We start from the raw sequence: 25542 nt of genomic DNA, 5'->3' as shown, positions 1-25542 counted from the left end.
ATGAACGGACTTGGCGGATTGAACAAATCCGAAAACGGCGTGGGCATCGGCCTCGTGCAGCTGCAGCTGCCGGTGACCGTCACCAAAGCCGACCTTGCCAGGCAGACGCAGGCAATCGTCGATCTCGTCGGCAAGGCGCGGCGCAACCAGCCTGGCATGGATCTCGTCATTTTCCCGGAATATGCGCTACACGGCCTGTCGATGGACATCAATCCCGACATCATGTGCCGCCTTGATGGGCCGGAGGTCGCGGCGTTCAAGCAGGCTTGCGCCGACAACAAGATCTGGGGCTGCTTCTCGATCATGGAGTTCAACCCGGGGGGCATGCCCTATAATTCCGGCATCGTCATCGATGACAGGGGCGAGCTGAAGCTCTATTACCGCAAGATGCACCCCTGGGTGCCCGTGGAGCCCTGGGAGCCGGGCAATCTCGGCATTCCCGTCATCGACGGCCCCAAAGGCGCCAAACTGGCGCTGATCATCTGCCACGACGGCATGTTTCCGGAAATGGCGCGCGAATGCGCCTATAAGGGCGCGGAGATCATGATCCGCACCGCCGGCTATACGGCTCCCATCCGCGAGAGCTGGCGCTTCACCAACCAGTCCAACGCCTTTTGCAATCTCATGATCACCGCCAATGTCTGCATGTGCGGCTCGGACGGCACATTCGACTCGATGGGCGAAGGCATGATCTGCAATTTCGACGGCACGATCATTGCACACGGCACCTCCGGCCGGGTCAATGAAATCATCACGGCCGAGGTTCGGCCCGATCTCCTGCGCGAAGCGCGGCTCGGCTGGGGCGTCGAGAACAATATCTACCAGTTCGGTCACCGCGGCTATGTGGCCGTGGACGGTGGGGCGGGCGATGCGCCCTATACCTACATGCACGACCTGATGGCGGGCCAATATCGCCTGCCCTGGGAAGGCGGAGTCAAGGTGACCGACGGGACCGGCTGCGGCTTTGCCAAGCCGACGCGGCGCTACGGCGAAACCTTCAAGACCGCAGCCGAGTGAGGAGCGAGGAGATGGACATGCTGGTCGAGGCAGAAAGCCGCTACATCACCGCCGATCCCTATCCCTGGCCCTATAACGGCAGATTGCGGCCGGACAATACGGCGCTGATCATCATCGACATGCAGACCGATTTCTGCGGCAAAGGCGGCTATGTCGACCATATGGGCTATGACCTGTCTCTCGTGCAGGCGCCGATCGAGCCGATCAAGCGGGTGCTTTCGGCGATGCGGGCCAAGGGCTACCACATCATCCATACCCGGGAGGGCCACCGCCCGGATCTCTCTGACCTGCCGGCCAACAAGCGGTGGCGCTCGCAGCGCATCGGCGCCGGCATTGGCGATGCCGGACCATGTGGACGCATTCTCACCCGGGGGGAACCGGGATGGGACATCATACCGGAGCTTTACCCGCAGGAGGGCGAAACGATCATCGACAAGCCGGGCAAGGGGTCCTTCTGTGCCACGGATCTCGAACTCATCCTCCATCAGAAGCGCATCGAGAACATCATTCTGACCGGCATCACCACCGATGTCTGTGTGTCGACGACCATGCGCGAGGCGAATGATCGCGGCTTCGAATGCCTGCTTCTCGAGGACTGCTGCGGCGCCACCGATTACGGCAATCACCTGGCCGCCATCAAGATGGTGAAGATGCAGGGCGGGGTCTTCGGCGCCGTATCGGCGTCCGAACCCCTGATCGCGGGGATCACCGGATGAACGACGCTGTGGTTTTCAAAGGCAGATTGTGTCGGAAGGGCCGAGCTCCAAGGGTAGTCGGCTTCCGGTCAAGTGGCCATCATTGCGGAAAGGCTGGGCTGACGTGAACACCATACGCGATACTGCGCTCCCGCTTCCGGGCAAAGCGATCGGCATCGAAACGATCGGCATGACCATGCGGTTCGGCGCCTTCACGGCCCTTGACGAGGTTTCGCTCAGCATACCGGCCGGCTCCTTTCACGCCCTTCTCGGCGAAAACGGCGCCGGGAAATCGACGCTGGTCAAATGCATCATGGGTTTTTACCATGCGTCCGCCGGCGCGCTTCTGGTGGACGGGCGGGAAGTCTCTGTCGACTCTCCCAAGGCGGCGGCAAGCTACGGTCTCGGAATGGTCTACCAGCATTTCACCCTGGTCCCGTCGCTGACCGGAGCGGAAAACCTCGTCATCAGCCGCCAGAAGGTTTCCGCTGTCATCGATTGGGCGAAGGAACGGGCGGATCTGGCAAGATTCATGCAGCGGATGCCGTTCGCAATACCGCTCGATCGCCCCGTTCGCGAGCTTGCGGCCGGCGAGAAGCAGAAGCTGGAGATCGTCAAGCAGCTTTACCTCGGACGCTCCTTTCTCATCCTCGACGAGCCGACATCGGTTCTGACGCCTGCAGAGGCCGACGAGATGCTCGGCCTCGTGCGCGCCCTGACCGAACGCAAGGAGCTGACGGTCCTCATGATCTCGCACAAGTTTCACGAAGTCACGAAATTTGCCGACGCCGTCTCGATCCTACGGCGCGGCAAGCTCGTCGGCGGCGGCAAGATCGGCGAGCTGTCCACTGCCGAGTTGGCGGCGAAAATGATCGGCGATGTCAAGCTCCCCCAGCTCGACAGCAGGGTGCCGGTGGCGGAGGCGGCAAGGCCGGTGCTGCAGGTCGAGAACCTCAAGGCCCTGGACCGGAGCGGGCTGAAGACGATCGAGATCGCCGCGCTCACCGTGCATGCCGGCGAGATCGTCGGCATTGCCGGGATCTCCGGCAATGGCCAGAAGGAACTGGCGGAACTTCTGGCCGGGCAGAGGCCGAGCGAGACCGGCAGGATCAGCGTCAACGGCGCCACCTATCGCGCGACGCGCGAAGAAGCGCGGCGGAACAATGTCCGTTTCATTCCGGAAGAGCCGCTGCAGAATGCCTGCGCGCCGCGAATGACGGTGAGCGAGAACCTGGCGTTCCGGACCTTCGACCTTGATGCGGGCGGCCGCCGGTCGATTTGGCTGTCGCGGCGGCAGATCAAGACATTGGCGACAACGCTGATCTCCGACTTCAAGGTCAAGACGGCCTCCACCGGATCGCCGATGGCCGCCTTGTCCGGCGGCAATGTGCAGCGCGCCGTGCTGGCGCGCGAGCTGACCGGCAAGGTCGACCTGCTGATCGTCTCCAATCCCTGTTTCGGCCTCGACTTCTCCGCCGTTGCGGAAATTCGGGCGCGCATCGTGCGGGCTCGCAATTGCGGGACTGCCGTCCTGCTCCTGTCGGAAGACCTGGATGAGCTGATGGAGCTGTCCGACCGCATTCACGTGATGTCGGAGGGCCGTCTTGTCTATGAGACCCTCGCGCGTGACGCCGATATCGGCACCATCGGCTCCCATATGGCGGGACATCACTAATGGCTGTCATCAATGCACAACCCTTTGCTTTCCCGACGCGGTTGACGGAACTGGCCTTGGTGGTGATCGACATGCAGCGCGACTTCGCCGAACCCGGCGGCTTCGGCGAGGCCCTCGGCAATGATGTCAGCCGCATCGGCACAATCGTGCCGGAGGTGAAGCTGCTTCTCGAGGGCTTCCGTGCGGCGAACCTTCCGGTGATCCACACGATGGAATGCCACCGGCCGGATCTGTCGGACCTGCCGCCGGCCAAGCGCGATCGTGGCAATCCGGTGCTGCGCATCGGCGACCAGGGGCCGATGGGCCGCGTGCTGATTGCCGGAGAACCCGGCACGGCCATTCTTCCGGAGCTTGCACCGATCGCCGGCGAAACGGTGATCGAGAAGCCCGGCAAGGGCGCATTCTACGCGACCGGCCTTGGCGAGATCCTGAAGCAGAAAGGCATCACGCAGCTTGTCTTTGCGGGCGTTACCACGGAGGTCTGCGTGCAGACGAGCATGCGGGAGGCCAATGATCGCGGCTTCGAATGCCTGCTCGCCGAGGATGCAACGGAGAGTTATTTCCCTGAATTCAAGGCAGCCACGCTGCAAATGCTGCGCGCGCAAGGCGCGATCATCGGCTGGACAGCGCCTGTTGCCGCCATTCTGGAGGGACTGTCGCATGGCTGAAACCATTCGCGACCGACTGACCGATGACGGCTGGAAGCAGGTCGCTTTCGCCCCCTTCCGCGGTGACGTCACCATCCACTGGATACGGCCTTTCGAAGGCGATCAACCGGGCGTCGCGCTCCTGAAATACCAGGCCGGGGCTTCCGTTCCGCGTCATCGTCATGAAGGGCTCGAAACCATTCTCGTGCTCGACGGCGTCCAGTCCGACGAGAGCGGCGATTACCCTCGTGGTAGTTTCATCGTCAACGCCCCGGGAACCGAACATTCGGTCTGGAGCGAACGCGGCTGCGTGGTCCTCATCCAGTGGGACCGGCCCGTGATCATATTGGAAGAGGAAGTAGCATGATCCCGACCCTGCCACCGTTTGACATCGCATCGCTTCTCGCCTTCTATCGTGACGGCGGCAGCGTCTCCGACGTCATCGAGGCTGTCTACGCCCGCATCGAGGCGGTGAACGATCCGGGCATCTTCATCCATCTTGCCGACAGACAGCAGGTTTTAGCGCAAGCCGAAAGGCTCGGTGCATTTGATCCGGGCAAGCCGCTGTTCGGCATACCCTTCGCGGTCAAGGATAATATCGACGTCGCCGGCATGCCGACCACGGCCGCCTGTCCCGACTTCGCCTACCAGCCGCAGGAAAGCGCTTTCGTGGTCGCAGCGCTGCAGCAGGCCGGCGCGCTCGTCATCGGCAAGACAAATCTCGACCAGTTCGCCACCGGACTCGTCGGCGTCCGCACGCCGTATGACATCCCGAAAAACGCGGTGGACCCCGCTCTCGTCCCGGGAGGCTCCTCCTCCGGCTCGGCGGTTTCCACCGCCCATGGCATCGTCTCCTTCGCCCTCGGTACCGACACAGCCGGCTCCGGCCGCATTCCGGCAGGGCTCAACAATATTGTCGGCCTGAAACCCAGTCTCGGCGCCCTGTCCACCACCGGCGTCATCCCCGCCTGCAGGACCCTGGACTGCGTCTCGATCTTCGCGCTGACCGTGGACGACGCCTGGCGCGTCCTGGAGATCGCCGCCGGTCCGGACGAGAGGGATGCCTATTCGCGACGCATACCCGCGACAGGCTACGGATCTGCCCCGCCAGTCCTGACGATCGGCACCGTCGCGCGCTCCGATCGCAGGTTCTTCGGCGATACGGCAATGGAGAAGGCCTATGACGAGGCGCTCGCGTCGATCGAGGCGCTTGGCCACCGGCTGGTCGAAGTCCCCTTCGGCGATTTCTACACCGTTGCCGACCTGCTCTACGAAGGCGCCTGGGTGGCGGAACGCTATGCCGCCGTCAAGCCTTTCTTCGATGCGCGGGAAGACGCGTTCCATCCGGTGACCCGGAAGATCTACGGAGGTGCCAGGAGCCTCTCCGCCGCCGATGCCTTCAGCGGGCTTTATGCTCTTCAGGCGTTGAAGAAGACGCTGGCACCGGACATTGCCTCCGTCGATCTGTTTTGCGTCCCCACCGCGCCGCGGCATTTCACGGTCAAGGACCTCGCAGCCGAGCCGATCCGGGAAAATTCCCGCCTTGGTACCTATACGAATTTCGTCAACCTGCTCGATATGTGCGGAATTGCCGTTCCCACCGGCAAACGGTCCGACGACTTGCCCGCCAGCGTCACGCTTCTGGCGCCTGCCGGCCGTGACGGCCTGGTGGCAACGGTTGCGCGTGACATCCACACCGCGAGTGGCGTGACGCTTGGCGCAACCGGCTGGCGACATCCCGAGCCGGCCTTGGCTGCCGTTGCACAAGACGACGACGACATGATCGAGATCGTCGTCGTCGGCGCGCATCTGTCCGGCATGCCGTTGAACCACCAGTTGACGAGTTTGAACGGCCGCTTTTCAAAGGCAATCAAAACCGCTGCCGCCTATCGCCTCTACGCGCTCGCCAACACGGTGCCGCCGAAGCCCGGCCTGGTGCGGGTCGAAGAAGGCGGCGCCCAGATCGAGGTGGAGATCTGGAAGCTCGCGCCTGCAGCCTTCGGCACTTTCGTCGCGTCCATTCCTGCGCCGCTCGGCATCGGGACCATCCAGCTGGCCGACGGCACGACAGCCAAAGGTTTCATCGCCGAACCTCTGGCTCTTGTCGGCGCGGCGGACATTACCGGCTATGGGGGATGGCGCGCCTATCGGTCAGCGGCAGAGACCGTGGCGGTCCTGGCGTGACGCGGGCGGCAATGGGCGGACATGACGGCGGCGGCCTTCGCTCCGTCGCGAGGGTCGCAGGAGCTGTCACTCCTCAAGCAGCGTGAAAACCCGCGACACCTCGCTGCGGCCTTTCACCGTCGTGCTTTCCAGCTCGCGAAGCGCAAATGCATCGCTGACCTGCAGTGCCGTGGTTTCTCCCAGAAGGATCGGCACGCCATAGGTCTTGGAGGCACCTTCAAGGCGAGAGGCGAGGTTGACGGCATCGCCAAGCGCCGAATAATCGAATCTCCGGTCCGATCCCATATTGCCCACGACGCATTCGCCCGTGTTGATGCCGATGCCGATCTTGAGATCGACATGGGCGCGGTCCATGCGCTCTGCTTCGGCGCGAAGCTCTGCATTGAGCGCTGCCAGGGCCTGCAGCATGTCACGCGCCGCCGCGACCGCATGTCTTGCATGATCCGGATTGGGCAGGGGTGCATTCCAGAAGGCCATGATGCAGTCCCCGATATATTTATCGATGGTTCCACCATGGGTGAGGATGACATTCGAAAGCGGTGTCAGCAGGCGGTTCACAAGCCGGGTCAGCTGTTCGGGATCATTCTTCATGCCTTCGGCGATCGTGGAAAAGCCGCGCACATCGCAAAACAGGATGGTCAGCTCACGCTTCTCGCCGCCGAGCTTGAGCTGGTCGGGATTGCTGGCAAGCTTTTCGACCAGGCTGTGAGAGAGATATTTGGAAAAGGCCTCGGTGATCTGCCGGCGACTGCGCCGCTCGGTCGCGTAATCAAACCCGCCTTGCAAGAGCACGGTGGCCGCGACCAGCGCAGAGGGCGCTGCAGGCGAAATGAAAAGACCGGCGAGGCGCAAAAGCGCATAGCTGCCGATCACCCCCAGGATCACGACGAGGATTGCGCCGCTCCAGGTGAACCAGGTCGTGCCGCGCCAGACAAGGAGCACCGACAGCGCTGCCGCGAAAAAGAGCACCAGCAGACCGACGCCGGCCGAGGCCTTTGCAATGCCGTGGCCGGCCCGCAGATTGTCGAGAATGGTCGCCTGCACTTCTGCCCCGGCCGTCAGCAGGCCGTTCTGGATGGTGGCCGGCGTGGCGAAGGAATCGAAGCCGCCGCTGCTGACGGTCGGCGCATTCTGAAGGCTGAGGCCGACGATCACCAGGCGGTCGCGAAAGAACCCCTCGGGAAGGAATTCATCGGGCCGCAGTGCCTGATAATAGGATACGGTCGGATAGGTTCTTGGACCGCCATAGGTTTGCAGGAGCAGGCCTTGCGAGCGCGGCGGGGGCGGCAGGCTTGCAGCGCGCATGATCGACGCTGCGAAACTGTCCTTGCCGCCGGGAATTGCCCGCAACACCCCATCCTCGTGAAGCGAGACGGAGGCAATTCCGGCGCTGGCGCCGCTATCGGTGAACAGGGCGAGCGGCAGGGTGCGTAAATGCTGCTCCGCTTGCGGAGAGGAGATGACAGATTCATCCCCCGCGAGGACGACATCCTGTCTTACGGCAGCGGCGAGCGCTGCATCTTCCGAAGCGGTCGAGGGTTCCGAAAAAATGATATCGAGAGCGATCACGCGCGCGCCGGCGGCACGCAAGGCTTTGACGAGGTCGCCGTGCAGGCTGCGCGGCCATGGCCATTGGCGGTTGATCTCGGCAAGCGAAGGCTCGTCGATGGCGACGATGACCGGGCCTTTGTCCGGCAGAGCGGGCGGCCTGAATGTCGAGAGGTAATCGAAGCTCCGGTAATCGATCAGCGCCCAGGCGGGCAGGCGCTGCATCACGATGGTCAGAACCAGCACAGTCAGCGCCAGAACGAGAACCTGCCTGGTCCGGCTCGCCGCCAGTATCGGCGAAACGGAAAAAGCTGCGGCGGCGATGCGCATCAGAACCGTGCCTTCAAGACGCCCCTGAACGACCGCCCCCAGCCGGGAACGCCGGCATTGAGCTCGATCTCCTCATCAAGGAGGTTGTAAGCCGCCAGGCTGAGCTCGAGCCTTTGGTCAAGCGGCTCCCATGTCAGCGACGCATCGAGCGTCCAATAATCGTCAAGCTCAAGACCCGCTTCATTCTGGCGCTCTCCGACATAATTGGCTGCAAGCGTCGCCTTGACATTCGCCTGATTGACCCAGGTCACGGCCACTTGGCCGGCAAGCTTCGGGAGGAAGGGCAGCGCCTCGCCGGAGATCGGCGAGCGTGGATCCTCGTCCTGCGACTGCGCAAGGGCAAGCGTCGAGGACAAGCCGAACCCGTAGCCAAGCAGGAGGTTGCTCGTCAGGCTTGCCCTGTCGAGCTGTCCTTCGGCGGTGGTGAAGGGAATGGACGTCAACGGTACCGCGATCCTCAGATCATGCATCTCCTGATGCTGATATTCAACCGCGGTAAAGAAGTCGGATGTCCATTCGGCATCCCAGCGCAGGGCATAGGTATCGACATAGCCGGTTGCCGCCAGCGACACCTGGTTGGTCTGCAGCCCAAGCACGCCGATCGGCGACAGGGTTGGCGTATTCAGGTCCAGGCTCGACCGGCTGAAGGCGGCGCGCAGCCAGTGGCCATCCGCAGGTGACCATGCCAGACCGGCGCGCGGCTCCAGCCGCGCCTTGTCTGCGCTATCGCCATCGATAAAGCTGCCGAACAGGGCATATTCCAGACGCAGATCGTTGGTCACCTCCTGCAGCAGATCGACATAGACGCGGCCGACGGTGCTGGTGTCGCCGGCCTCTTCAAATGTGGAGGGCACAAGATCGAGGGGAGGAACCAGAAGATTCTGATAGGATTGCGACTGGCGCGCCTTCACCCAGCCGCCCTCCATCCCGTATCGCCATGTCAGATCGCCGTCGCCGATCGTGTGGTTGACGGCGGCAACATAGGTCTCCTCCTCAAAGACGCTGCGCGTTTGCGCCGTGGCAAGCGGCAGGCCGAAGACGTCGAATTCGAAATAAGTCTCATCCTCGCGCCGCACGCCGCTATACAAGAGGGCGGCACTGAGCACATTGCGATAGCCGAGCGTATGGCTCCAGCCGATCCCGGCATTCGTGGCTCTGGAATGAACCTCCTGCTCGGTATTCAGAGGAAGCGGGAGAACGGAAAGATCCGTCGGATCCACGAAGGGCGCGAAATTGGCTTCCACGCCGAAGCTGCGCTCCAGCTCGTTCTTCCCGTGATTGGCATAGAGGACGACGCGATCATAAAGCGTCGGGCTTGCCGTCACGTAGCCATTGCCCCCGAGGATTTCGAGCTCGCTGTCGAGCGGGCTCAGCGCGCCGATGTCGCGCCGGTCCGGCGCCTTGCTCCATTGCAGATTGCCGAACAGGCTCATCGGAATTGGCAGGTTCGTATAGCCTTGGATCTCGCCTTCGCCGACATAGCCGGTCTCCCCGTCACTGCGGATGAACCCGCCGCCGATCGCGGATTCCAGAAAGGGGCGGCGCAACAGATTGGCGGAGCGGGAACGGCCGGAGATAATGTGCGGATCGAGCATGAGGCCTTGGAGAAGCGAGGAGAAGGCCTCGCCGTTCGGGGCATTGTTGATCGGATCGCCGCCGAAGGTCTCGTCATTGGCGAAGGGATCGGCACTGCCGCGAAGGCTCTGGTCGATATACGAGGTCGCGACCAGCGGGTTGAAGACAACATCGCCGTAATATTCACCCCAGGCATTCATCCCTTGCAGGCGAAACGCACTGTTGAGGGCGGAGCCGGCAAGGTGGTTGGCGCCGAGAGAGGCGAAATTGCCGCCCTGGTCGCGCGATCGACGAACGAATTCCTGCGCATTGCGGATTGCGGCGACCGAGTCATAGTCGTCAATGGCCGCCGCCGCCCGGAACGAGTAAATGACCGGGTCGTTGGCATCCAGCCGCTGCGCATTGTCGAGGGCCTGTTCGGCGGGCAATCGATCGCCGCGTTCGTAATGTGCGGCTGCCAGCAGGACCTGGCCCTGCGCATAAGCAGGGTTCGATACGGTGCCGGCCAGCAGGTCGTCGAGGGCACTGTCGAGTTCGCCTGTTTGCAGATGATAGCGACCGCGGGCAACAAGGGCGATATCGAAAGCCGGGTCGGCAGCAAGCGCAAGATCAATGTGCCGGCGCGCATCCTCGACCCTGGAATTGTCCAAATAGAAGATCGCCAGATTGGCGTGGCTGACCGGGTCCTGCGGATCGAGATCGATCGCTTTTAGAAAAGCGGCCTCCGCCTCTCGGACGGCCCCGCGTGCCGACTGGACATTGCCGATCCCGTTCCACGCCGTGGAGGAAGCCGGAGCCACCGAGACGGCGGCCTCAAGATCGGCAAGCGCCCCGTCGAGATCGCCCTGAAGCCCCGAGCGGACATGGGCGCGCACTTCGAGCGCCGTCGGCTCCTGCGGATCGAGGGCGAGAGAGCGTGACATCGCCTCCTGCGTCTGGTCGCGGTCATTCAGCAGAAGAGCCAGCCAGGCCCGATAGGCCGGCAGTTCCGGATCATCGGGAAACTGCGCTTCGGCCTGTTTCAAGACGTTGATGGCCGCGGGAAGATCCTGCAGGAAGCCGATGGCATAGGCCCTGAGGAAAGCGGCATCCGAGCCCCCACCTTGCGGCGGCAGGGTTTCCACCCTGTCCGGATCGGCGAGCGCGCGCGCATAATAGCCGCCGTAAAGCGCAATGGCGCGACGCTTCTTGTCCAGCCCGGGTGCGGCGCGTTGAAACAGAGAGGCGGCTTGCGCATGCCTGTTCTCTGTCGCCGAGATCACGGCTTCTATCAGAAGCACGCGGGCGCGCAATTCCCGCGAGAGCGGGTATCGCTGTGCGGCAGCCAGTGCCGCCTTGGCTTTCGCGCGACCTTCCAGGGAGAGCGCGACCTCAGCCAGCAGGACTCTGTCCTCAGCGCTGCGCTCGGCCTCCGGTATGGCCCGGATGCGATCCGCCTGCCGCCGCATATCGGCCACCGGCAAGGCGGAGGGAGGCATGCGCTCAAAGGCTTCGCGCGGCGGCAGATAGAACAGCATCTGCTCGCGATCATCCGATTCGACGATGGCGATCTTGCGCGGCGCCTGCCCGATGGAGGCGACGGCCGCCTCGCCCCGCGACAGTTCGACCCGTCCGAGGGAATTGCTGAGCTCCACTTTGCCCTCGAGAACCGTCAGCGTCGTGCGGTCCCCCTCCACCGTCATCGTCCAGTCGGTGCCCCTGATGGCGGCCGTCGCCGCCGGCGTCTGGACGGAAACGCCGGGCCCGCCGCGCTCGGCTCTCGCCCAGATGGTTCCCGACTGCAGTTCGAGCTCGGCATCACGACCGCCGGCGACCTGTCTTACAAGGAGGGACGAATTGCGGCCGAGGCGGACCTGGGTCCGATCCGAAAAGAGGATGGCGAGCTGGCCATTGGCATTGGTGCGAAGGACATCACCCGACAGCAGATCCTGCTTCAGGTCGACGACTTCCCAGGCCGAGATGTCGATGAAACGAATCTCCTCGCCGGCCTTGCGGGCGATCACGGCGCCAGCGGCGGCCGCTGCCCTTGGGCGCGGCTCGGCCAGGGCATCTGGAACGAGGCCGGCCAGCACCAGCGGCAGAATCAGGAATGCTTGCCTCTTCAAGATCGTTCCCCCAACCTGACATTGCATTGTATAATTCACAACTTGGTGTCAAGACCGGCTTGTGCATGTATCCTTATTTTCTATTGCGCTGTATTACGCAGGAAGCACAGTCGGAGCGAGGGGGCTCGAGAATGATGGATTTGACCGCCGAAACGACGGCCTTGATCGAAGATAATCATGTCATAGACGATGTAGAGAAAGAGTATTTTTCTCACGTCAAAAAAGTGAACGACATATTCTATGATCAGATCAAGATTTCCGATCAGAAGGCAGCCTACATCTTCACCTTTCTGATTGCCTTCATCGTTTCCTCGAGCGATGGACGCGACGTGTTTTCCCCCGGCCGGTACCTGACGGGCACGATTTTCATGAATATCAGCTCGGCTTTGCTTGCAGGCTCGTCACTGGCCGCGCTCATCTGCGCCATCATGGTCGTTCTTCCCAGGAGCATGGGCCGCTCGACCACTTTGTTCTGGGGATCGTGGCCAAGGCACCGTCCCCTTCTCCTCAAGGCGGTGAAGGCGTCCGATTCGAACTATCTCTTCAACCAGTACCTGGAAAATGCGGACATTCTCTCCGACATTGCGCGGCGCAAGTATAAGTTCGTCTCCATCTCCTTCAAATGCCTGTTTCTGACATTGATCAGCTATGTCCTGGTGCTGATGACCAAGTGACGGCACCTTCGGCGATGGAAAATGCGCGCTCGTGACGAGGTCTTCCCGGAGCCCCTGTCCCGAAGCGGTGGAGCTTGCCGCACCGGCTTGCCTTGGCCCGGCGATGAATTTCCTGTAAGCCTTTCGCTCGCGAAGGAAAGACTGTGACGCAGAACGACAGGATGCATACAGGCAAAGGTGCCATGATGGTTGCGGTCGCCGCGGCGATGCAGAGCCTTTGCCTTGCCATGCTGCTTCTGCTGTCGGCCTATGACGGCGCGCGTGAACCGGCCGGCGAGCGCCGGCTTGCCCTTGCGCAGGCGAGCCTTGCGGTTCCGGCAGGCGCCACCAGTAAGCAGGACGGTTTGCGCCAGATCCTGGCCTCCGATCCGGGCGAAAGGCGCAAGGCGCGCTCGCTCGATCCGCCCGATCTGGCGGCCTGCGCCTCATCCTGCATGCCACTGCCCACTGGCTCCGGCGATAGACCCGCTGCGGGTCTGGCCGAGGGTTCTGCCTCTTCCGATTGCTGCGCCTTCCAGCCGCGGGCACCGCCCCGCGCGTTTGTCTGAACGCTCGACGCCGAACCTCGCTCGGTGAGACGAATTGCGCGGCAGCCGCCTCTCCCTCGACAGGCCGGCCTGCCCCTATGCTGGAACCTGATTTTGAAAAACTCCCCCTTCAAGGTGGCGAGCTATCTGCTCGTCATCATCATCGGCGTGCTTGTGGCCCTGCCCAACATGCTCTCCGACAAGACCCTTTCGCAGTGGCCGTCATTCCTGCCGAGCCACAGAGTCTCGCTCGGCCTTGATCTTCGCGGCGGCTCACATCTCGTCCTGGAAGTGGACCGCTCATCGCTCGAAAGCGAGTGGCTGCAGAACCTCGTTCAGGAGGCACGAACCAGCCTGCGCGAGGCTTCCGTGGAGACGCGCGCCGTTCAGCGGCAGGCAGATGCCGTTACCGTCACGCTGGCGGATCCGGCGCAGCGCGGCGCTGCCCAGGAGGTGCTGAACAAGCTTGGCGGGCCCATTCCGGCCGGCCTCGGCGCCGGCACGGCCGAACTTGCTGTCACCACAAGCGGCAGTGACAAGATTCTCCTGTCTCCCACCCCGGCCGGCATCACCTATCGCATGAGCAATGCAGTGGAACAGAGCCTCGAAATCATCCGCCAGCGTGTCGACCAGGTGGGCGTCGCGGAGCCGACGATCCAGCGCGTCGGCGCCGATCGCGTCCTTGTTCAATTGCCCGGTGAGCAGGATCCGTCCAACCTGCGCGCGCTGCTTGGCTCCACCGCTAAAATGAGCTTCCACCTGCTTGGCCGCGAGGGCGATCCGGGGGTTCGGATGATGCAAGATGACGAAGGGCGCGCCTATCCGATCGAGGATCGCGTGCTTCTTTCCGGAGATCGCCTGACCGATGCGCGGGTGGCGTTCGAGCCGCAGACCAACCAGCCGGTTGTCAGTTTCCGCTTCGACCAGACAGGCGCTGCGCGCTTTGCCACAGTCACGCAGCAGAATGTCGGCAAGCCCTTTGCCATCGTCCTGGACGGCAAGGTACTCAGCGCGCCGGTTATCCGGGAGCCGATCACCGGCGGCGCCGGCCAGATCTCGGGTTCATTCACGGTTTCCGAGGCCAATACGCTCTCGGCATTGCTGCGTGCCGGCGCCCTGCCGGCCAAGCTGACGGTCATCGAGGAGCGGACCGTCGGCGCCGATCTCGGCAGCGACGCCATCGAAAGAGGGATAACCTCCGGCCTCGTCGGCTTTGCACTGGTTGTCGGCTTCATTCTGCTGCTCTACGGCGCATGGGGCATATTGGCCGTGATTGCGCTGACGCTGAACGTGGTTCTGACATTTGCGGGGCTCAGCCTGGTGGGTGCAACGCTGACCTTGCCCGGCATTGCCGGCATTGTCCTCGGCATTGGACTGGCCGTGGATGCCAATGTCCTCATCAACGAGCGCATTCGCGAAGAGAGCCGCAAAGGACGAAGTGCCTTCGCCGCCATCGATCTCGGCTTCAGCAAGGCCTATTCGACGATCATCGACAGCAATGTCACCGCACTCATCGCCACCGTTCTTCTCTTCTGGTTCGGCTCCGGCCCGGTGCGCGGTTTTGCCGTGACGATGGGCCTCGGCATTGCGATTTCCATGTTCACCGCCGTCTCGGTCGTGCGGGTGGCGATGGTGGCCATTGCCGGACGGCGCAAGCTCAAGACGATCAATATCCGACCTCTCGTGCCGCTTCACATCATCCGCGACGGCACCAGGATCGATTTCATGAAGGCAAGACTGGTCGGCATCGGCATATCGGCCGTACTCTCCATCTCGTCCATCATCCTCTTCGTCACGCCCGGCCTCAATTACGGCGTCGACTTCAAGGGCGGCATACAGATCGAGATCTCGACCGCCGCGCCGGCGGATCTTTCCCGGTTCAGGACGGGTCTGGAGGGCCTTGGCCTGGGCGAAGTGTCGCTGCAAGAGTTCGGCGACAGCAATCATCTCCTCCTGCGCCTCGAGCGGCAACCGGGACCGGAAAGCGCCCAGACCCAGGCGGTGGAGAGGCTGCGCAGCGAAATCGTCCGGATCGATCCCAGCTCGACCATCGAGCGGACGGAAGTGGTGGGGCCGAAGGTGAGCGGCGAGCTCGCCACGGCCGGCATAACGTCCGTGGTTCTCGCCAGTCTCGCAATGCTCATCTATATCTGGTGGCGGTTCGAGTGGCCCTTCGCCGTGGGCGCCATCGTGACCCTCATCCTGGACGTGACCAAGACTGTTGGTTTCTTTGCGGTGACGGGACTGGACTTCAACCTCACCGCCATCGCGGCCCTGCTGACGCTCGTGGGCTATTCGGTGAACGACAAGGTGGTGGTCTATGACCGCATGCGCGAAAACATGCGCCTCTACAAGGCCATGCCATTCCGCGATCTGATCAACCTGTCGATCAACGAGACACTGGCCCGCAGCCTCTACACCTCCGCCACAGCCTTCCTGGCAATGCTGCCAATGGCGATCTGGGGCGGCAGCGCCGTGGAAAGCTTTGCGGTGCCGATGGTGTTCGGCATCTTCATCGCAGCTTCGTCCTCGGTCTTCATCGCCGCACCGATCCTGCTGTTCCTCGGCGACTGGCGAAATCGCCGCCGTCTTAGCCGCGGCACAGAGAATGCGGCCGCCGCTTCGCCTTCCCAGAGTCTGTGACAACCCGCTCTGGGACATAAGGGCGTCGGATCTGGTCGCCGAACAGTGGTGGCGAAGTCAGGACCGGCAGACGGAGCGCCAATGGGATGAGATCGGCTCTACAGATCTTGCTGCCGGACCGGATAAACGCCGATCGTGTCGGCCTCGCTGCGGATAAAGTCGAGGCCGGCGCGTTCGAAGGCGAGACGGAGCTGCGCTTCCGTTGCCCGATGGACACCGTGCCTGCTGCCTTCGTAATCGCGAATGGTGCTGCGCGACACGCCGGATCGGTCCGCCAGATCGGCTTGCGTCCAATCAAGAAAACCGCGTGCGGCGCGACAGAGCGCCGGCGTCAATAATGTTGAGTTCTCGGGTTGACCCATCGGTCGAAGCTGCCCATATTGGTCGATATTGATCATATATGTGGTTTCTGCGGGAATTTCTAGGGACTGTTTTTCAGTCGCGAGAAGCACTCTCGTGCCGAGTCTAAAAGGAATACGGGTGTTGGGATAACGTTTGAACCCTATCTTCTCGTGGGTCTGCCCGCGCTGCCCTTCCTGGGCAGCCTGCTTTCGGGGTTGATCCTCAATACGACATCAAGGGATCTGCCGGTCCTGGTGGCCGGTGCCGTCACGCTTATGACGCTGGCGCTGACGACGCTTGCCTACTTCTCCGTCACCGGCGGCAATGTGATCCGCTTCGAGGCGGAATGGCTTCCCCAGTTCGGCCTGAATTTCACCTTGCGCATGGATGGCTTTGCCTGGATCTTTTCCATGCTGGTGACGTCGATCGGCTTTCTGGTCGTGCTCTATGCCCGCTATTACATGGGCGACGACGATCCCATCCCGCGCTTCTTCTCTTTCCTGCTCGCCTTCATGGGAGCGATGATCGGCATCATCGTTTCGGGCAACCTCATCCTTCTGTCGATCTTCTGGGAGTTGACCAGCATCTTCTCCTTCCTGCTGATCAGCTACTGGCACCACAGCCCGGCAGCGCGCGACGGCGCACGCATGGCGCTGACGATCACCGGCATTGGCGGCTTCTGTCTCCTGATCGGCATGCTCCTCCTCGGCAATATCGTCGGCAGCTACGATCTCGACAAGGTTCTGGCCTCGGGCGAGCTGATCAAGAGCCACGAGCTCTATCTGCCAGCGCTCGTCTTCATCCTCCTCGGCGCCTTGACCAAGAGCGCGCAGTTTCCCTTTCATTTCTGGCTGCCCAATGCCATGGCGGCTCCCACGCCGGTCTCGGCCTTTCTGCATTCGGCCACCATGGTGAAGGCCGGGGTCTTCCTTCTCGTGCGCCTGTGGCCGGCTTTGTCGGGCACCTATGAATGGTTCTTCCTGGTGGGGCTGGCCGGCATGCTGACCCTGCTGCTCGGCGCCTATTTCGCCATGTTCCAGCGCGATCTGAAAGGCCTGCTCGCCTATTCGACGATCAGCCATCTCGGCCTCATCACCACACTTTTGAGCCTGGGCAGCCCGCTGGCAACGGTGGCCGCCATCTTCCACATGCTCAATCACGCCACGTTCAAGGCCTCGCTGTTCATGGCCGCCGGCATTATCGACCACGAAACCGGCACGCGCGACATGCACAAGCTGAGCGGCCTGTTCCGCTACCTGCCCTTTACCGCCACGCTTGCCATGGTCGCCAGCGCCGCCATGGCGGGCGTGCCGCTGCTGAACGGCTTCCTGTCAAAGGAGATGTTCTTTGCCGAGGCGGTGGAGACGCATGCCGATTCCGTGCTCGACACGATCCTGCCCTATGTCGCGACCCTGGCCGGCGCCTTCAGCGTCACCTATTCCCTGCGCTTCATCCACACCGTCTTCTTTGGTCCGCCGCCCGTCGGCCTGCCTCAGCCAAACCCGCATGAACCGCCGCACTGGATGCGCTTTCCGATCGAATTCCTGGTGGTGGTCTGTCTCATTGTCGGCATCGTGCCCTCGCTGTCGATCGCGCCTTTCCTGAGCGTCGCGGTCGAAAGCGTTCTCGGCGCCGATACGCCGGAATACAGCCTCGCCGTCTGGCATGGTTTCAACCTGCCCTTGCTGATGAGCCTGATCGCGCTTGTCGGCGGCATCATTCTCTACATCATGTTGCGCGGCTATCTTTCGCGCTGCGAGGACGGTCCGCCCATCTTCCGCCGGCTGCGCGGGCAGCGCATCTTCGAGCGCGTGCTGGTGGTCGTGTCATGGCGCTGGGCGCGCCTTGCCGAAAGCCGCATCGGCACCCGCAATCTTCAGCCGCAATTGCGCTGGGTTGTGGCATCCGGCTTCTTCGCCGGCCTGATGCCGCTCTATCTGTCCGGGTTCGAGCCGCGGCCCTTTGCCTTTTCCGGGGTCGATCCGGCCTTTGCGGTCCTGTGGGTCATCGGCGCAAGCCTTGCGCTCGGCGCCGCATTCTACGCCAAATATCACAGGCTGGCGGCCCTGGTGATGCTGGGCGGCGTCGGACTGGTCGTCTGCGTCACCTTCGTCTGGCTGTCGGCGCCGGATCTTGCGATCACGCAATTGCTGGTCGAGATCGTCACCACCGTACTCATCCTTCTCGGCCTCCGCTGGCTGCCCAAGCGCAATGTGGATCTGGGCGCGGTGATTACGCTGCGCAGCCGGTTCCGCCGGTTTCGCGACCTGCTTCTGGCGATCGCCTGCGGTATCGGCATGTCCTTCATCGCCTTTGCCGTGATGACCATGCCGGTTCCCGATGCCATCGCCACCTATTTCCTCGACAATGCCTATCAGGAGGGCGGCGGGCGCAATGTCGTCAATGTCATTCTGGTCGATTTCCGCGGCTTCGACACGCTTGGCGAAATTGCCGTGCTGGGCGTGGTGGCCCTCACGGTCTATGCCCTTCTGCGCCGCTTCCGCCCGGCGCCGGATAGCGTTGACATGCCGGAGCAGCAACGGATCCAGAACCGCTTCGACGAGGAACAGCCGGAACGCCGGCCGGGCGATACGGTGAAGGACTATCTCCTGATCCCCTCGGTCATCATGCAATGGCTGTTTCCCGTCATCCTCACCGTTTCGGTCTATCTCTTCATGCGCGGCCATGACATGCCCGGCGGCGGCTTCTCGGCCGGCCTGACCCTGTCGATCGCATTTCTCCTGCAATATCTCGCCGGCGGCACCCGCTGGGCGGAGGACCGGATCCGCATCCTGCCGCTGCGCTGGATGGGCGCGGGGCTTTTGGTGGCAACGGCGACCGGTATCGGCGCCTGGGTCCTGGGCTATCCCTTCCTCACCTCGCACACGCGCTATCTCGATCTGCCATTGATCGGCAAGGTCCCGGCTGCCACGGCACTTCTCTTCGATCTGGGCGTCTTCCTCCTGGTGGTCGGATCGACCGTCCTCATCCTGGTGGCGCTTGCCCACCAGTCTATCCGCATCAACCGGCTGCGCGCCATTGATGCCTCACGAGCGGAGGAAGGCTGATGGAACTCGTTCTGTCCATTGCCATCGGCATTATGACCAGCTGCGGCGTCTGGCTGGTCCTGCGTCCGCGCACCTATCAGGTCATCGTCGGATTGTCGCTCCTCTCCTACGCCGTCAACCTGTTCATCTTCGGGGTCGGCGGCGTCAAGAGCAACAGGCCGCCGATCCTCGAAGATGGGATCGACCCATCGACCCTCTCCGATCCTGTGCCGCAGGCGCTGGTGCTGACCGCCATCGTCATCGGCTTTGCCACGACGGCGCTCTTCCTCGTCGTGCTCCTGGCCTCGCGCGGCCTGACCGGCAACGATCATGTGGACGGGAGGAACGAAACCACATGATCGAATGGAGCCATCATCTCATCATCGCGCCCATCCTGCTGCCGATGGCGACAGCCGCGCTGCTGCTCTTCTTCGACGAGCGCAAGCGCACGCTGAAGGCGCTGATCAGCCTGTTCTCGAGCCTGATCCTGCTTGCGATCGCAATCGTGCTGTTTCGCATCGAAAGCGCGCCCAACAGCTTCGATGGCGTCTACCTGCTCGGCAACTGGGCGGCGCCCTTCGGCATCGTGCTGGTGCTCGATCCGCTTTCGGCGCTGATGCTACTGCTGGCGGGCCTGCTGGCCATTGCGACATTGATCTTTTCTCTGGCGCGCTGGCATGCCGTCGGCGCCCATTTCCACAGCATGTTCCAGCTGCTGCTGGTCGGCCTCAACGGGGCCTTCCTCACCGGCGACCTCTTCAATCTCTTCGTCTTCTTCGAGGTCATGCTGGCGGCCTCCTACGGCCTCATGCTGCACGGCTCCGGCCCGGCGCGCGTCAAGGCGGGGATGCATTACATCGCGATCAACCTCGTGGCGGCCTTGTTCTTCCTGATTGGCGTGAGCCTGATCTACGGCACGGCCGGCACGCTCAACATGGCCGATCTTGCGGCGCGCATACCGCAGATCGAGCCGGACCGCAGCATGCTGATGGAGGCCGGCTTCGGCGTTCTCGGCGTCGCCTTCCTGATCAAGGCCGGCATGTGGCCCCTGTGTTTCTGGCTGCCGACCGCCTACAGCGTTGCCGCCGCGCCGGTTGCCGGCATATTCGCGCTTCTGAGCAAGCTCGGCATCTATGTGATCCTGCGCCTGACAATGCTCCTTTTCGGCGAAGGCACGCTGGCCGGCTTCGGCTCAACAGTGCTCCTCTTCGGCGGCATCGTCACGCTTGTCTTCGGCACCGTCGGCGTTCTTGCCTCGCAGGCGCTGGGGCGGCTCGCCGGCTATTCGGTGCTCGTCTCCTCGGGAACCATGCTGATGGTGCTGGGCATCAATCAGGGTGTCATCTCCTCGGGCGCGCTTCTCTATCTCGTCAGCTCGACGCTGACGCTCAGCGCATTCTTCATGCTGATCGAGCTTGTCGAGCGCGGCCAGGATGCCGGCGCCAATGTCATTGCCGTCACCATGGAAGCCTATGGCGAGGGCGAGGATGAGCCGCTCGAACAGGAGGATGGCGTGACGATGCCCGGCACTATGGCCGTTCTCGGTGCCTGCTTTGCCGCCTGCGGCATTCTTCTCTCCGGCCTGCCACCGCTTTCCGGTTTTATCAGCAAGTTCGCAATGCTGTCGGCCATGATGGGCACCGGCGCGATCGGCACGCCGCCCGATGCGGCGACCTGGACGCTGATCGTGCTGGTCATCCTGTCCGGGGTCGCGGCGCTGATCGCCATGACGCGCGCAGGCATCCGCACCTTCTGGAGTTCGCTGGAGGGCACCGTTCCACGGGTGCTGGTCATCGAGCTCGTACCGATCATGTTCCTCCTGCTGTTGACGCTTGCGCTCACCATCCAGGCAGGACCCGCCATGCGCTACATGGATACCACCATCCGCACCTTGTCCTCGCCTGCTACCTATATCGATGCCGTCCGCAACGCGACGATCGTCGAAGGCTGGACGCCGGCCGAGACGCCTGACACCGCCGGAAGAGGAAGCTGATGATGCTGCCTTATCCCATCCTCTCCGCCTGCCTGCTGATCCTGTGGCTGCTGCTCAGCGGCATCAGCCTCGGCCATGTCGTCCTCGGCTCCATGGTGGCCGTCTTCGCCGGCTGGGCGCAGGCGGCCCTGAGGCCAGACAAGCCCAGGCTGAAGAAATGGTATCTTCTGCCCAAGCTTTTCGTGATCGTCTTCCTCGACATCGCCCGGTCCAATCTTGCCGTCGCCGTCCTGATCCTGAAGGGGAAGCGCCGCCGCCATACATCCGGTTTCCTGCTTTTGCCCTTGAAGATCGAGGATCCGACGGCACTCGCCATTCTCGCGGTCATCCTCACCAGCACGCCCGGCTCCGCCTGGCTCGAATATGACAGCCGCGACAAGACAGTGCTGATCCATGTCCTCGATCTCGTTGACCAGGAGCAATGGACCGCGACCATCAAGCAACGTTACGAGGTCTTGTTGATGGAGATCTTCGCATGAGTGCGATCATTCTGTTCACCGCCATCTCGCTGGCCCAGCTCATGCTGGCGCTGGCCATGGCCCTGGCATCCGTGCGGATCTTCATCGGCCCGCGGGCGCAGGACCGCATCATCGCTCTCGACACGATCTATATCTGCGCCATGCTTCTGCTGGTGACGTTCGGCATCGGCACGGGCCGCACCATCTATTTCGAGGCGGCGCTGGTGATTGGCCTGCTGGGCTTCGTAGCGACGGTCGCCTTGGCAAAATTCCTGATGCGTGGCGAGGTGATCGAATGATGCAGCCTGTTTCCGACATGCCGCTCTGGGCGGCCATCGTAGTGTCGATCTTCCTGCTGCTGGGCGCCGCCCTGAACCTGATCGGGACGATCGGCTTTCTGCGGCTGCCAAGCTTCTATGAGCGGCTGCATGCCCCCACGCTCGGCACCAGCTGGGGTGTCGGCGCCATCATGCTCGCCTCCATCCTGTATTTCTCGGTCACCGCCGACCGTCTGGTGCTGCACGAAATCCTTATCGGCCTTTTCGTGACGGTGACCACGCCGGTGACTTTCATGCTGCTGGCGCGTGCAGCACTACACCGCGACAGGGCGGAGCAGAATCCCGATGTGCCGGAGAAGGCGAGCGACTAGTGGTTCGCTTTCCACATTTTCATCCGTTCGATCCGGGCGGTCACTTCATCAACCCCGCCGACCGCAGCGCATCCTCGATGATTTTCTGGATCCCGTTGCCTTGTGCAGGCGGCAAATCGTCTGTCGCAGCCGACGCATGCACATCCGGCGCCCTGTCGGGAGATTTGCGGCTGCGCTTGTCGAAAGACGGCATCAAGCCCCAGGATCGCGCGCAATGGAGCGTGGAGGACAGTCCGACATCGAGCATGTAAGGGGCGCTGTGTCCGTAACCTTCGGCGGGATCGATCGGCGTTCCATGCCCCATGCCGGCGACGACGATCTGTTCGACGACCACCATGCCGTCACTGTTCTTCCATGAGGACATGCGGTGGCCATCCCGCAGCTCGACGGTGGCCTCGCCCGGCCGGATCTCATGCACGCCCTGCCACTGCGTCACGATCGAATCGCCGTTTGCCGGCACGACCGTCTTGTCGTCCGCTCCATGAAAGACCGAAATGGTCGGCCAGGGGCCCTTGTGCCGGGAGGCCTGGCGAAGCTGCGCCTGCAGACTTGCCGGCTTTGGCAGGCCATGGCCGCGCATCCGGTCAAAGGCTTCCGGCACCGTTCCGGCACAGCCATAGGGGAGGCCCGCAATGATCGAGCCGCCGGCAAAAACTTCCGGATAGGTCGCGAGCATGACATTGGCCATGGCGCCGCCAGCCGAGAGGCCGGTCACGAAAATCCGCGACGGATCAATATCGTGCCGCTTCACCGCGGCATCGATCATCTGGCGGATCGACAAGGCTTCGCCCTCATCGCGGCGTATCTGGCCGGGAACGAACCAGTTGAAGCACGTATTGGCATTGTTCTGCCGTGTCTGCTGGGGATAGAGAACGACGAAACCATAATCTTCCGCGAGCTTTGACCAGCCCGAGCCGTGGTCATAGGCCGCCGCATTTTGCGTGCAGCCGTGAAGCACGACCACCAGACCGGCTCTTTGCTGCCGTTGCGTCGGCACAAATAGCCTTGCCTCCAGGCCTGCGGGATTGGAGCCGAAGTCGGCAAGCTCGGCAAGCGACGATTGTGTCGATGAGGGTGTCGATGATGACGGCCAGCTATTGCCGTGCATGCCGCGCAACTTCGACAGGCGCGCCAGGGTATCAGACATCGATCGCATCGCATTATCCTTTGAATTGCCGCGCCGCACACATTAACGCGCCGGTGGGCCGATATGTTGCTGCACTGCACAAACAATGTGGAGGGTCGGGCCTGCGCTTGCAAGGTGCAAGCCTTCCGGAACCTGGCAGGCGCCCATTCTGGCTGCAGATTTCGACGCGTGGTCCGGCCTTCAGCCTTGGTGGTCGGCGAGCGACACTTCCCGCCGATCGGCCAGATCGAGAACCACCTGCAGCATTGCGCGGGCGCCCAGGACGACATGCTCGTCAGACACGAATTCCGCCTCGTTATGACTGATGCCGTTGAGGCACGGCACGAAGATCATGGCGCTCGGCGCGACACGGCTGATGAACAAAGCATCGTGAAAGGCACCGGAAATCATCCTGCGGCTGGCAATGCCCAGCCGGTCACAGGCGGCCTCGATTGTCCGGGTGATGGATGGAGCGAACTGGCCGGGAGCCATATCGAGACGCCGCTCGATTGCAAGGCCGCATCCCCATGTCTCGCCTGACTGGGCGCAGACGCGCCGGACGCGGCTTTCCAGCTCTGCCAGGGCCATCGGATCCGGATGGCGGATATCGACCGTGAAAGTGACATGGCTTGCGACGACATTGATCGAACCCGGTTCGACCGCGAGACGCCCGACCGTCAGCCGCGCCTGTGGATCGACCGGCATGATTTCAGCCTGCAGGACGGCGATAGCAGAGGCGGCGGCGGCCATGGCATCCTTGCGGAACTCTCGCGGCGTCGTGCCGGCATGGGCCGCATCGCCGGTAAAGGCGACTTCGAGCCATCTCGTTCCCTGCACGCCCGTCACCACCCCGATCGGCACAGCTTCGCGTTCGAGGATCGGGCCTTGCTCGATATGCAGCTCGACGAAGGCGAAGAGGGGCGGCTGCCGCTCCCGTAACCGGGCCTCGGGCAGCGCCGACAATGTCGCGGCGAGCTCATTTTCCAGACGCTTGCCGTCGGGGGCCGATGCCGAGCGCCAATCGCTGACCGAACCGGCGCCGGCAAAGGCCATGGACCCCATGCAGCCCGGCGCAAAGCGGCTGCCCTCTTCATTGGTGAAGGCCACCACTTCCACCGCGCGCCGCGTGGGGTGCTGCGCATCCGCCAGCGCCTCCAATGCCTCAAAGGCGCTGAGCGTGCCGAGCGCACCATCGAAGCGCCCGCCCGTCGGCTGGCTGTCAAGATGGCTGCCGATCAGCACCGGCGACAAGCTCGCATCATACCCCTCGCGCCGAATGAAAAGATTGGCCGCCGCGTCCTGATGGAGCGAGAAACCGCGGGCCAGCGCCCGTTCAGCCAGAAGTCGCCGTGCCGCCCGATCCTCCGGCGTCAGGGCCTGGCGGTTCACCCCACCGGCAGGCGTGGCGCCGATCTTCGCGAACTCCGCCAGAGACCGCAGCAGGCGGGCGCCGTCAACCTGCGGCGCGCGGCTCATCGATCAAGGCCTGCAATGAAACGCGTGACCCGCTCCGGCTCGACGGCATTCCACCAGACCCCGTCATATTTCAGCGCGCTTGCAATGATGACGCCGTCCGCGACGGACAGGATGTCGTTTGCATTCTCGTCAGTCACGCCGCTGCCGACGAGGGTGGGCAGCGACGCCGCCTCCTTGATCATCCGGATATATTCCAGATCGGCCGCATGTCCGGTTCGCTGGCCGGTGGCGATGACGACATTGGCGTCGAAGAAGACGAGATCCTTCACCTGTTCCTCGACCGGCCGGTCGCCGACGATCGCATGGGCGCCGTGCTTGACATGTGCGTCGGCGAAGATGCGGATCCCCCTGGCCCGCAGATGGGCGCGGTAGCGCATGGCGCGGGCCGATTCGCCCTCGACAATGCCTTCATTGGCGACATAGGCATTGGCCCATTGATTGACGCGGATGAAGGCGGCGGAGGCGGCGGAGGCGATCGCCAGAGCGGGAATGGCGGCATTGGCGAGCACATTGATGCCGATGGGCCGGCCCAGTTCACGGCGGATGCGATCGGCGATAACCGCCATATGGGCGGTGGTTTCGTGGCCGATATCGTCCGGCTTTGAAAAGGGAACGTCCCCATGGTTTTCAATGATCACCGCATCGCAGCCGCCCGATAGATAGGCCTTGGCGTCCGACAGACCACGATCGTAGATGGCTGCCACGCCTTCATCGTCATAGCGCGGTGCACCCGGCAGAGGCATGAGATGCACGACGCCGATGATGGGTTTGTCCCGGCCGAAGAGGGTCTTCAAGATCGCATTATCCTGGCGTCCGATGGGTTTGCTCATG

21 protein-coding genes are annotated in these 25542 nt (G+C 62.9%); 15 read left to right on the top strand and 6 right to left on the bottom strand.

Going from position 1 to position 25542, the window contains the following annotated elements:
* From QTJ18_RS02475 to atzF, 6 genes are all read left to right on the top strand, one after another.
* On the top strand, positions 1 to 1017 hold the full coding sequence (locus tag QTJ18_RS02475) for a formamidase (RefSeq protein WP_252752208.1): 1017 nt from the start codon (positions 1 to 3) through the stop codon (positions 1015 to 1017).
* Positions 1018 to 1028: 11 nt separating this feature from the next.
* Positions 1029 to 1733 carry a biuret amidohydrolase gene (biuH, locus tag QTJ18_RS02470; RefSeq protein WP_252752209.1) on the top strand — a complete coding sequence of 235 codons (705 nt, stop codon included), beginning with the start codon at positions 1029 to 1031 and terminating at the stop codon, positions 1731 to 1733.
* Positions 1734 to 1836: 103 nt separating this feature from the next.
* On the top strand, positions 1837 to 3387 hold the full coding sequence (locus QTJ18_RS02465) for an ABC transporter ATP-binding protein (RefSeq protein WP_252752210.1): 1551 nt from the start codon (positions 1837 to 1839) through the stop codon (positions 3385 to 3387).
* Positions 3387 to 4055, top strand: a complete 669-nt coding sequence (locus tag QTJ18_RS02460; RefSeq protein ID WP_252752211.1) for a cysteine hydrolase family protein — start codon at positions 3387 to 3389, stop codon at positions 4053 to 4055. The genes QTJ18_RS02465 and QTJ18_RS02460 overlap by 1 nt, the downstream gene beginning before the upstream one ends.
* On the top strand, positions 4048 to 4401 hold the full coding sequence (locus tag QTJ18_RS02455) for a cupin domain-containing protein (protein WP_252752212.1): 354 nt from the start codon (positions 4048 to 4050) through the stop codon (positions 4399 to 4401). Before QTJ18_RS02460 ends, QTJ18_RS02455 begins: the two co-directional genes overlap by 8 nt.
* Positions 4398 to 6218 carry an allophanate hydrolase gene (gene atzF, locus QTJ18_RS02450; protein ID WP_252752213.1) on the top strand — a complete coding sequence of 607 codons (1821 nt, stop codon included), beginning with the start codon at positions 4398 to 4400 and terminating at the stop codon, positions 6216 to 6218. Before QTJ18_RS02455 ends, atzF begins: the two co-directional genes overlap by 4 nt.
* Positions 6219 to 6284: 66 nt before the next feature.
* Here the strand turns inward: atzF and QTJ18_RS02445 are convergent, their stop codons facing one another.
* Both QTJ18_RS02445 and QTJ18_RS02440 read right to left on the bottom strand, forming a co-directional pair.
* A complete protein-coding gene (locus QTJ18_RS02445) occupies positions 6285 to 8096 on the bottom strand; it encodes a CHASE2 domain-containing protein (protein ID WP_289852016.1) in 1812 nt (603 codons plus the stop codon).
* On the bottom strand, positions 8096 to 11776 hold the full coding sequence (locus tag QTJ18_RS02440; RefSeq protein WP_252752214.1) for a FecR domain-containing protein: 3681 nt from the start codon (positions 11774 to 11776) through the stop codon (positions 8096 to 8098). Before QTJ18_RS02440 ends, QTJ18_RS02445 begins: the two co-directional genes overlap by 1 nt.
* A gap of 134 nt (positions 11777 to 11910) precedes the next feature.
* On the opposite strand from QTJ18_RS02440, the gene QTJ18_RS02435 reads away from it, so the two are divergent.
* The 3 genes from QTJ18_RS02435 (at position 11911) to secD (ending at position 15620) form a co-directional block, all read left to right on the top strand.
* Positions 11911 to 12450: a Pycsar system effector family protein gene (locus QTJ18_RS02435; protein WP_489667196.1), complete on the top strand. Its 540-nt coding sequence runs from the start codon at positions 11911 to 11913 to the stop codon at positions 12448 to 12450.
* A gap of 161 nt (positions 12451 to 12611) precedes the next feature.
* Positions 12612 to 12998, top strand: a complete 387-nt coding sequence (locus tag QTJ18_RS02430; RefSeq protein ID WP_301557757.1) for a hypothetical protein — start codon at positions 12612 to 12614, stop codon at positions 12996 to 12998.
* A 93-nt stretch (positions 12999 to 13091) separates the two neighbouring features.
* Positions 13092 to 15620 carry a protein translocase subunit SecD gene (gene secD / locus QTJ18_RS02425; protein WP_252752217.1) on the top strand — a complete coding sequence of 843 codons (2529 nt, stop codon included), beginning with the start codon at positions 13092 to 13094 and terminating at the stop codon, positions 15618 to 15620.
* 98 nt (positions 15621 to 15718) lie between these two features.
* Here secD and QTJ18_RS02420 read toward each other — a convergent pair whose 3' ends face one another.
* On the bottom strand, positions 15719 to 16018 hold the full coding sequence (locus QTJ18_RS02420) for a helix-turn-helix transcriptional regulator (protein ID WP_252752218.1): 300 nt from the start codon (positions 16016 to 16018) through the stop codon (positions 15719 to 15721).
* Between the two features lie 90 nt (positions 16019 to 16108).
* Between QTJ18_RS02420 and QTJ18_RS02415 the strand changes: the two genes are divergently transcribed.
* Genes QTJ18_RS02415 through mnhG form a run of 6 tightly spaced genes read left to right on the top strand, consistent with a single transcriptional unit; the run spans position 16109 to position 22109 of the window.
* A complete protein-coding gene (locus tag QTJ18_RS02415) occupies positions 16109 to 19030 on the top strand; it encodes a monovalent cation/H+ antiporter subunit A (RefSeq protein WP_252752426.1) in 2922 nt (973 codons plus the stop codon).
* Positions 19030 to 19368: a Na+/H+ antiporter subunit C gene (locus QTJ18_RS02410; protein WP_252752219.1), complete on the top strand. Its 339-nt coding sequence runs from the start codon at positions 19030 to 19032 to the stop codon at positions 19366 to 19368. Before QTJ18_RS02415 ends, QTJ18_RS02410 begins: the two co-directional genes overlap by 1 nt.
* The gene (locus QTJ18_RS02405; RefSeq protein WP_252752220.1) at positions 19365 to 21002 is read left to right on the top strand and encodes a monovalent cation/H+ antiporter subunit D; all 1638 of its coding nucleotides are present in this window, start codon (positions 19365 to 19367) and stop codon (positions 21000 to 21002) included. The genes QTJ18_RS02410 and QTJ18_RS02405 overlap by 4 nt, the downstream gene beginning before the upstream one ends.
* Positions 21003 to 21004: 2 nt before the next feature.
* On the top strand, positions 21005 to 21481 hold the full coding sequence (locus tag QTJ18_RS02400; protein WP_252752427.1) for a Na+/H+ antiporter subunit E: 477 nt from the start codon (positions 21005 to 21007) through the stop codon (positions 21479 to 21481).
* The gene (locus QTJ18_RS02395) at positions 21478 to 21759 is read left to right on the top strand and encodes a K+/H+ antiporter subunit F (RefSeq protein ID WP_252752221.1); all 282 of its coding nucleotides are present in this window, start codon (positions 21478 to 21480) and stop codon (positions 21757 to 21759) included. Before QTJ18_RS02400 ends, QTJ18_RS02395 begins: the two co-directional genes overlap by 4 nt.
* Positions 21756 to 22109, top strand: a complete 354-nt coding sequence (gene mnhG, locus QTJ18_RS02390) for a monovalent cation/H(+) antiporter subunit G (RefSeq protein ID WP_489667190.1) — start codon at positions 21756 to 21758, stop codon at positions 22107 to 22109. The genes QTJ18_RS02395 and mnhG overlap by 4 nt, the downstream gene beginning before the upstream one ends.
* A 40-nt stretch (positions 22110 to 22149) precedes the next feature.
* On the opposite strand, the gene QTJ18_RS02385 is transcribed toward mnhG, so the two are convergent.
* From QTJ18_RS02385 to QTJ18_RS02375, 3 genes are all read right to left on the bottom strand, one after another.
* A complete protein-coding gene (locus QTJ18_RS02385; RefSeq protein ID WP_252752222.1) occupies positions 22150 to 23265 on the bottom strand; it encodes an extracellular catalytic domain type 1 short-chain-length polyhydroxyalkanoate depolymerase in 1116 nt (371 codons plus the stop codon).
* Between the two features lie 171 nt (positions 23266 to 23436).
* Entirely contained in the window at positions 23437 to 24711 is a 1275-nt protein-coding gene (locus QTJ18_RS02380; RefSeq protein WP_252752223.1) for a Zn-dependent hydrolase, read from the bottom strand.
* The gene (locus QTJ18_RS02375; protein ID WP_252752224.1) at positions 24708 to 25541 is read right to left on the bottom strand and encodes a BtpA/SgcQ family protein; all 834 of its coding nucleotides are present in this window, start codon (positions 25539 to 25541) and stop codon (positions 24708 to 24710) included. Before QTJ18_RS02375 ends, QTJ18_RS02380 begins: the two co-directional genes overlap by 4 nt.
* Position 25542: the final 1 nt, after the last annotated feature.

The sequence above is a fragment of the Rhizobium sp. SSA_523 genome (assembly GCF_030435705.1).
Classification (GTDB): domain Bacteria; phylum Pseudomonadota; class Alphaproteobacteria; order Rhizobiales; family Rhizobiaceae; genus Neorhizobium.
Note: the sequence above shows the minus strand (reverse complement) of the source record. Positions and strands in the feature narration are given on the sequence as shown.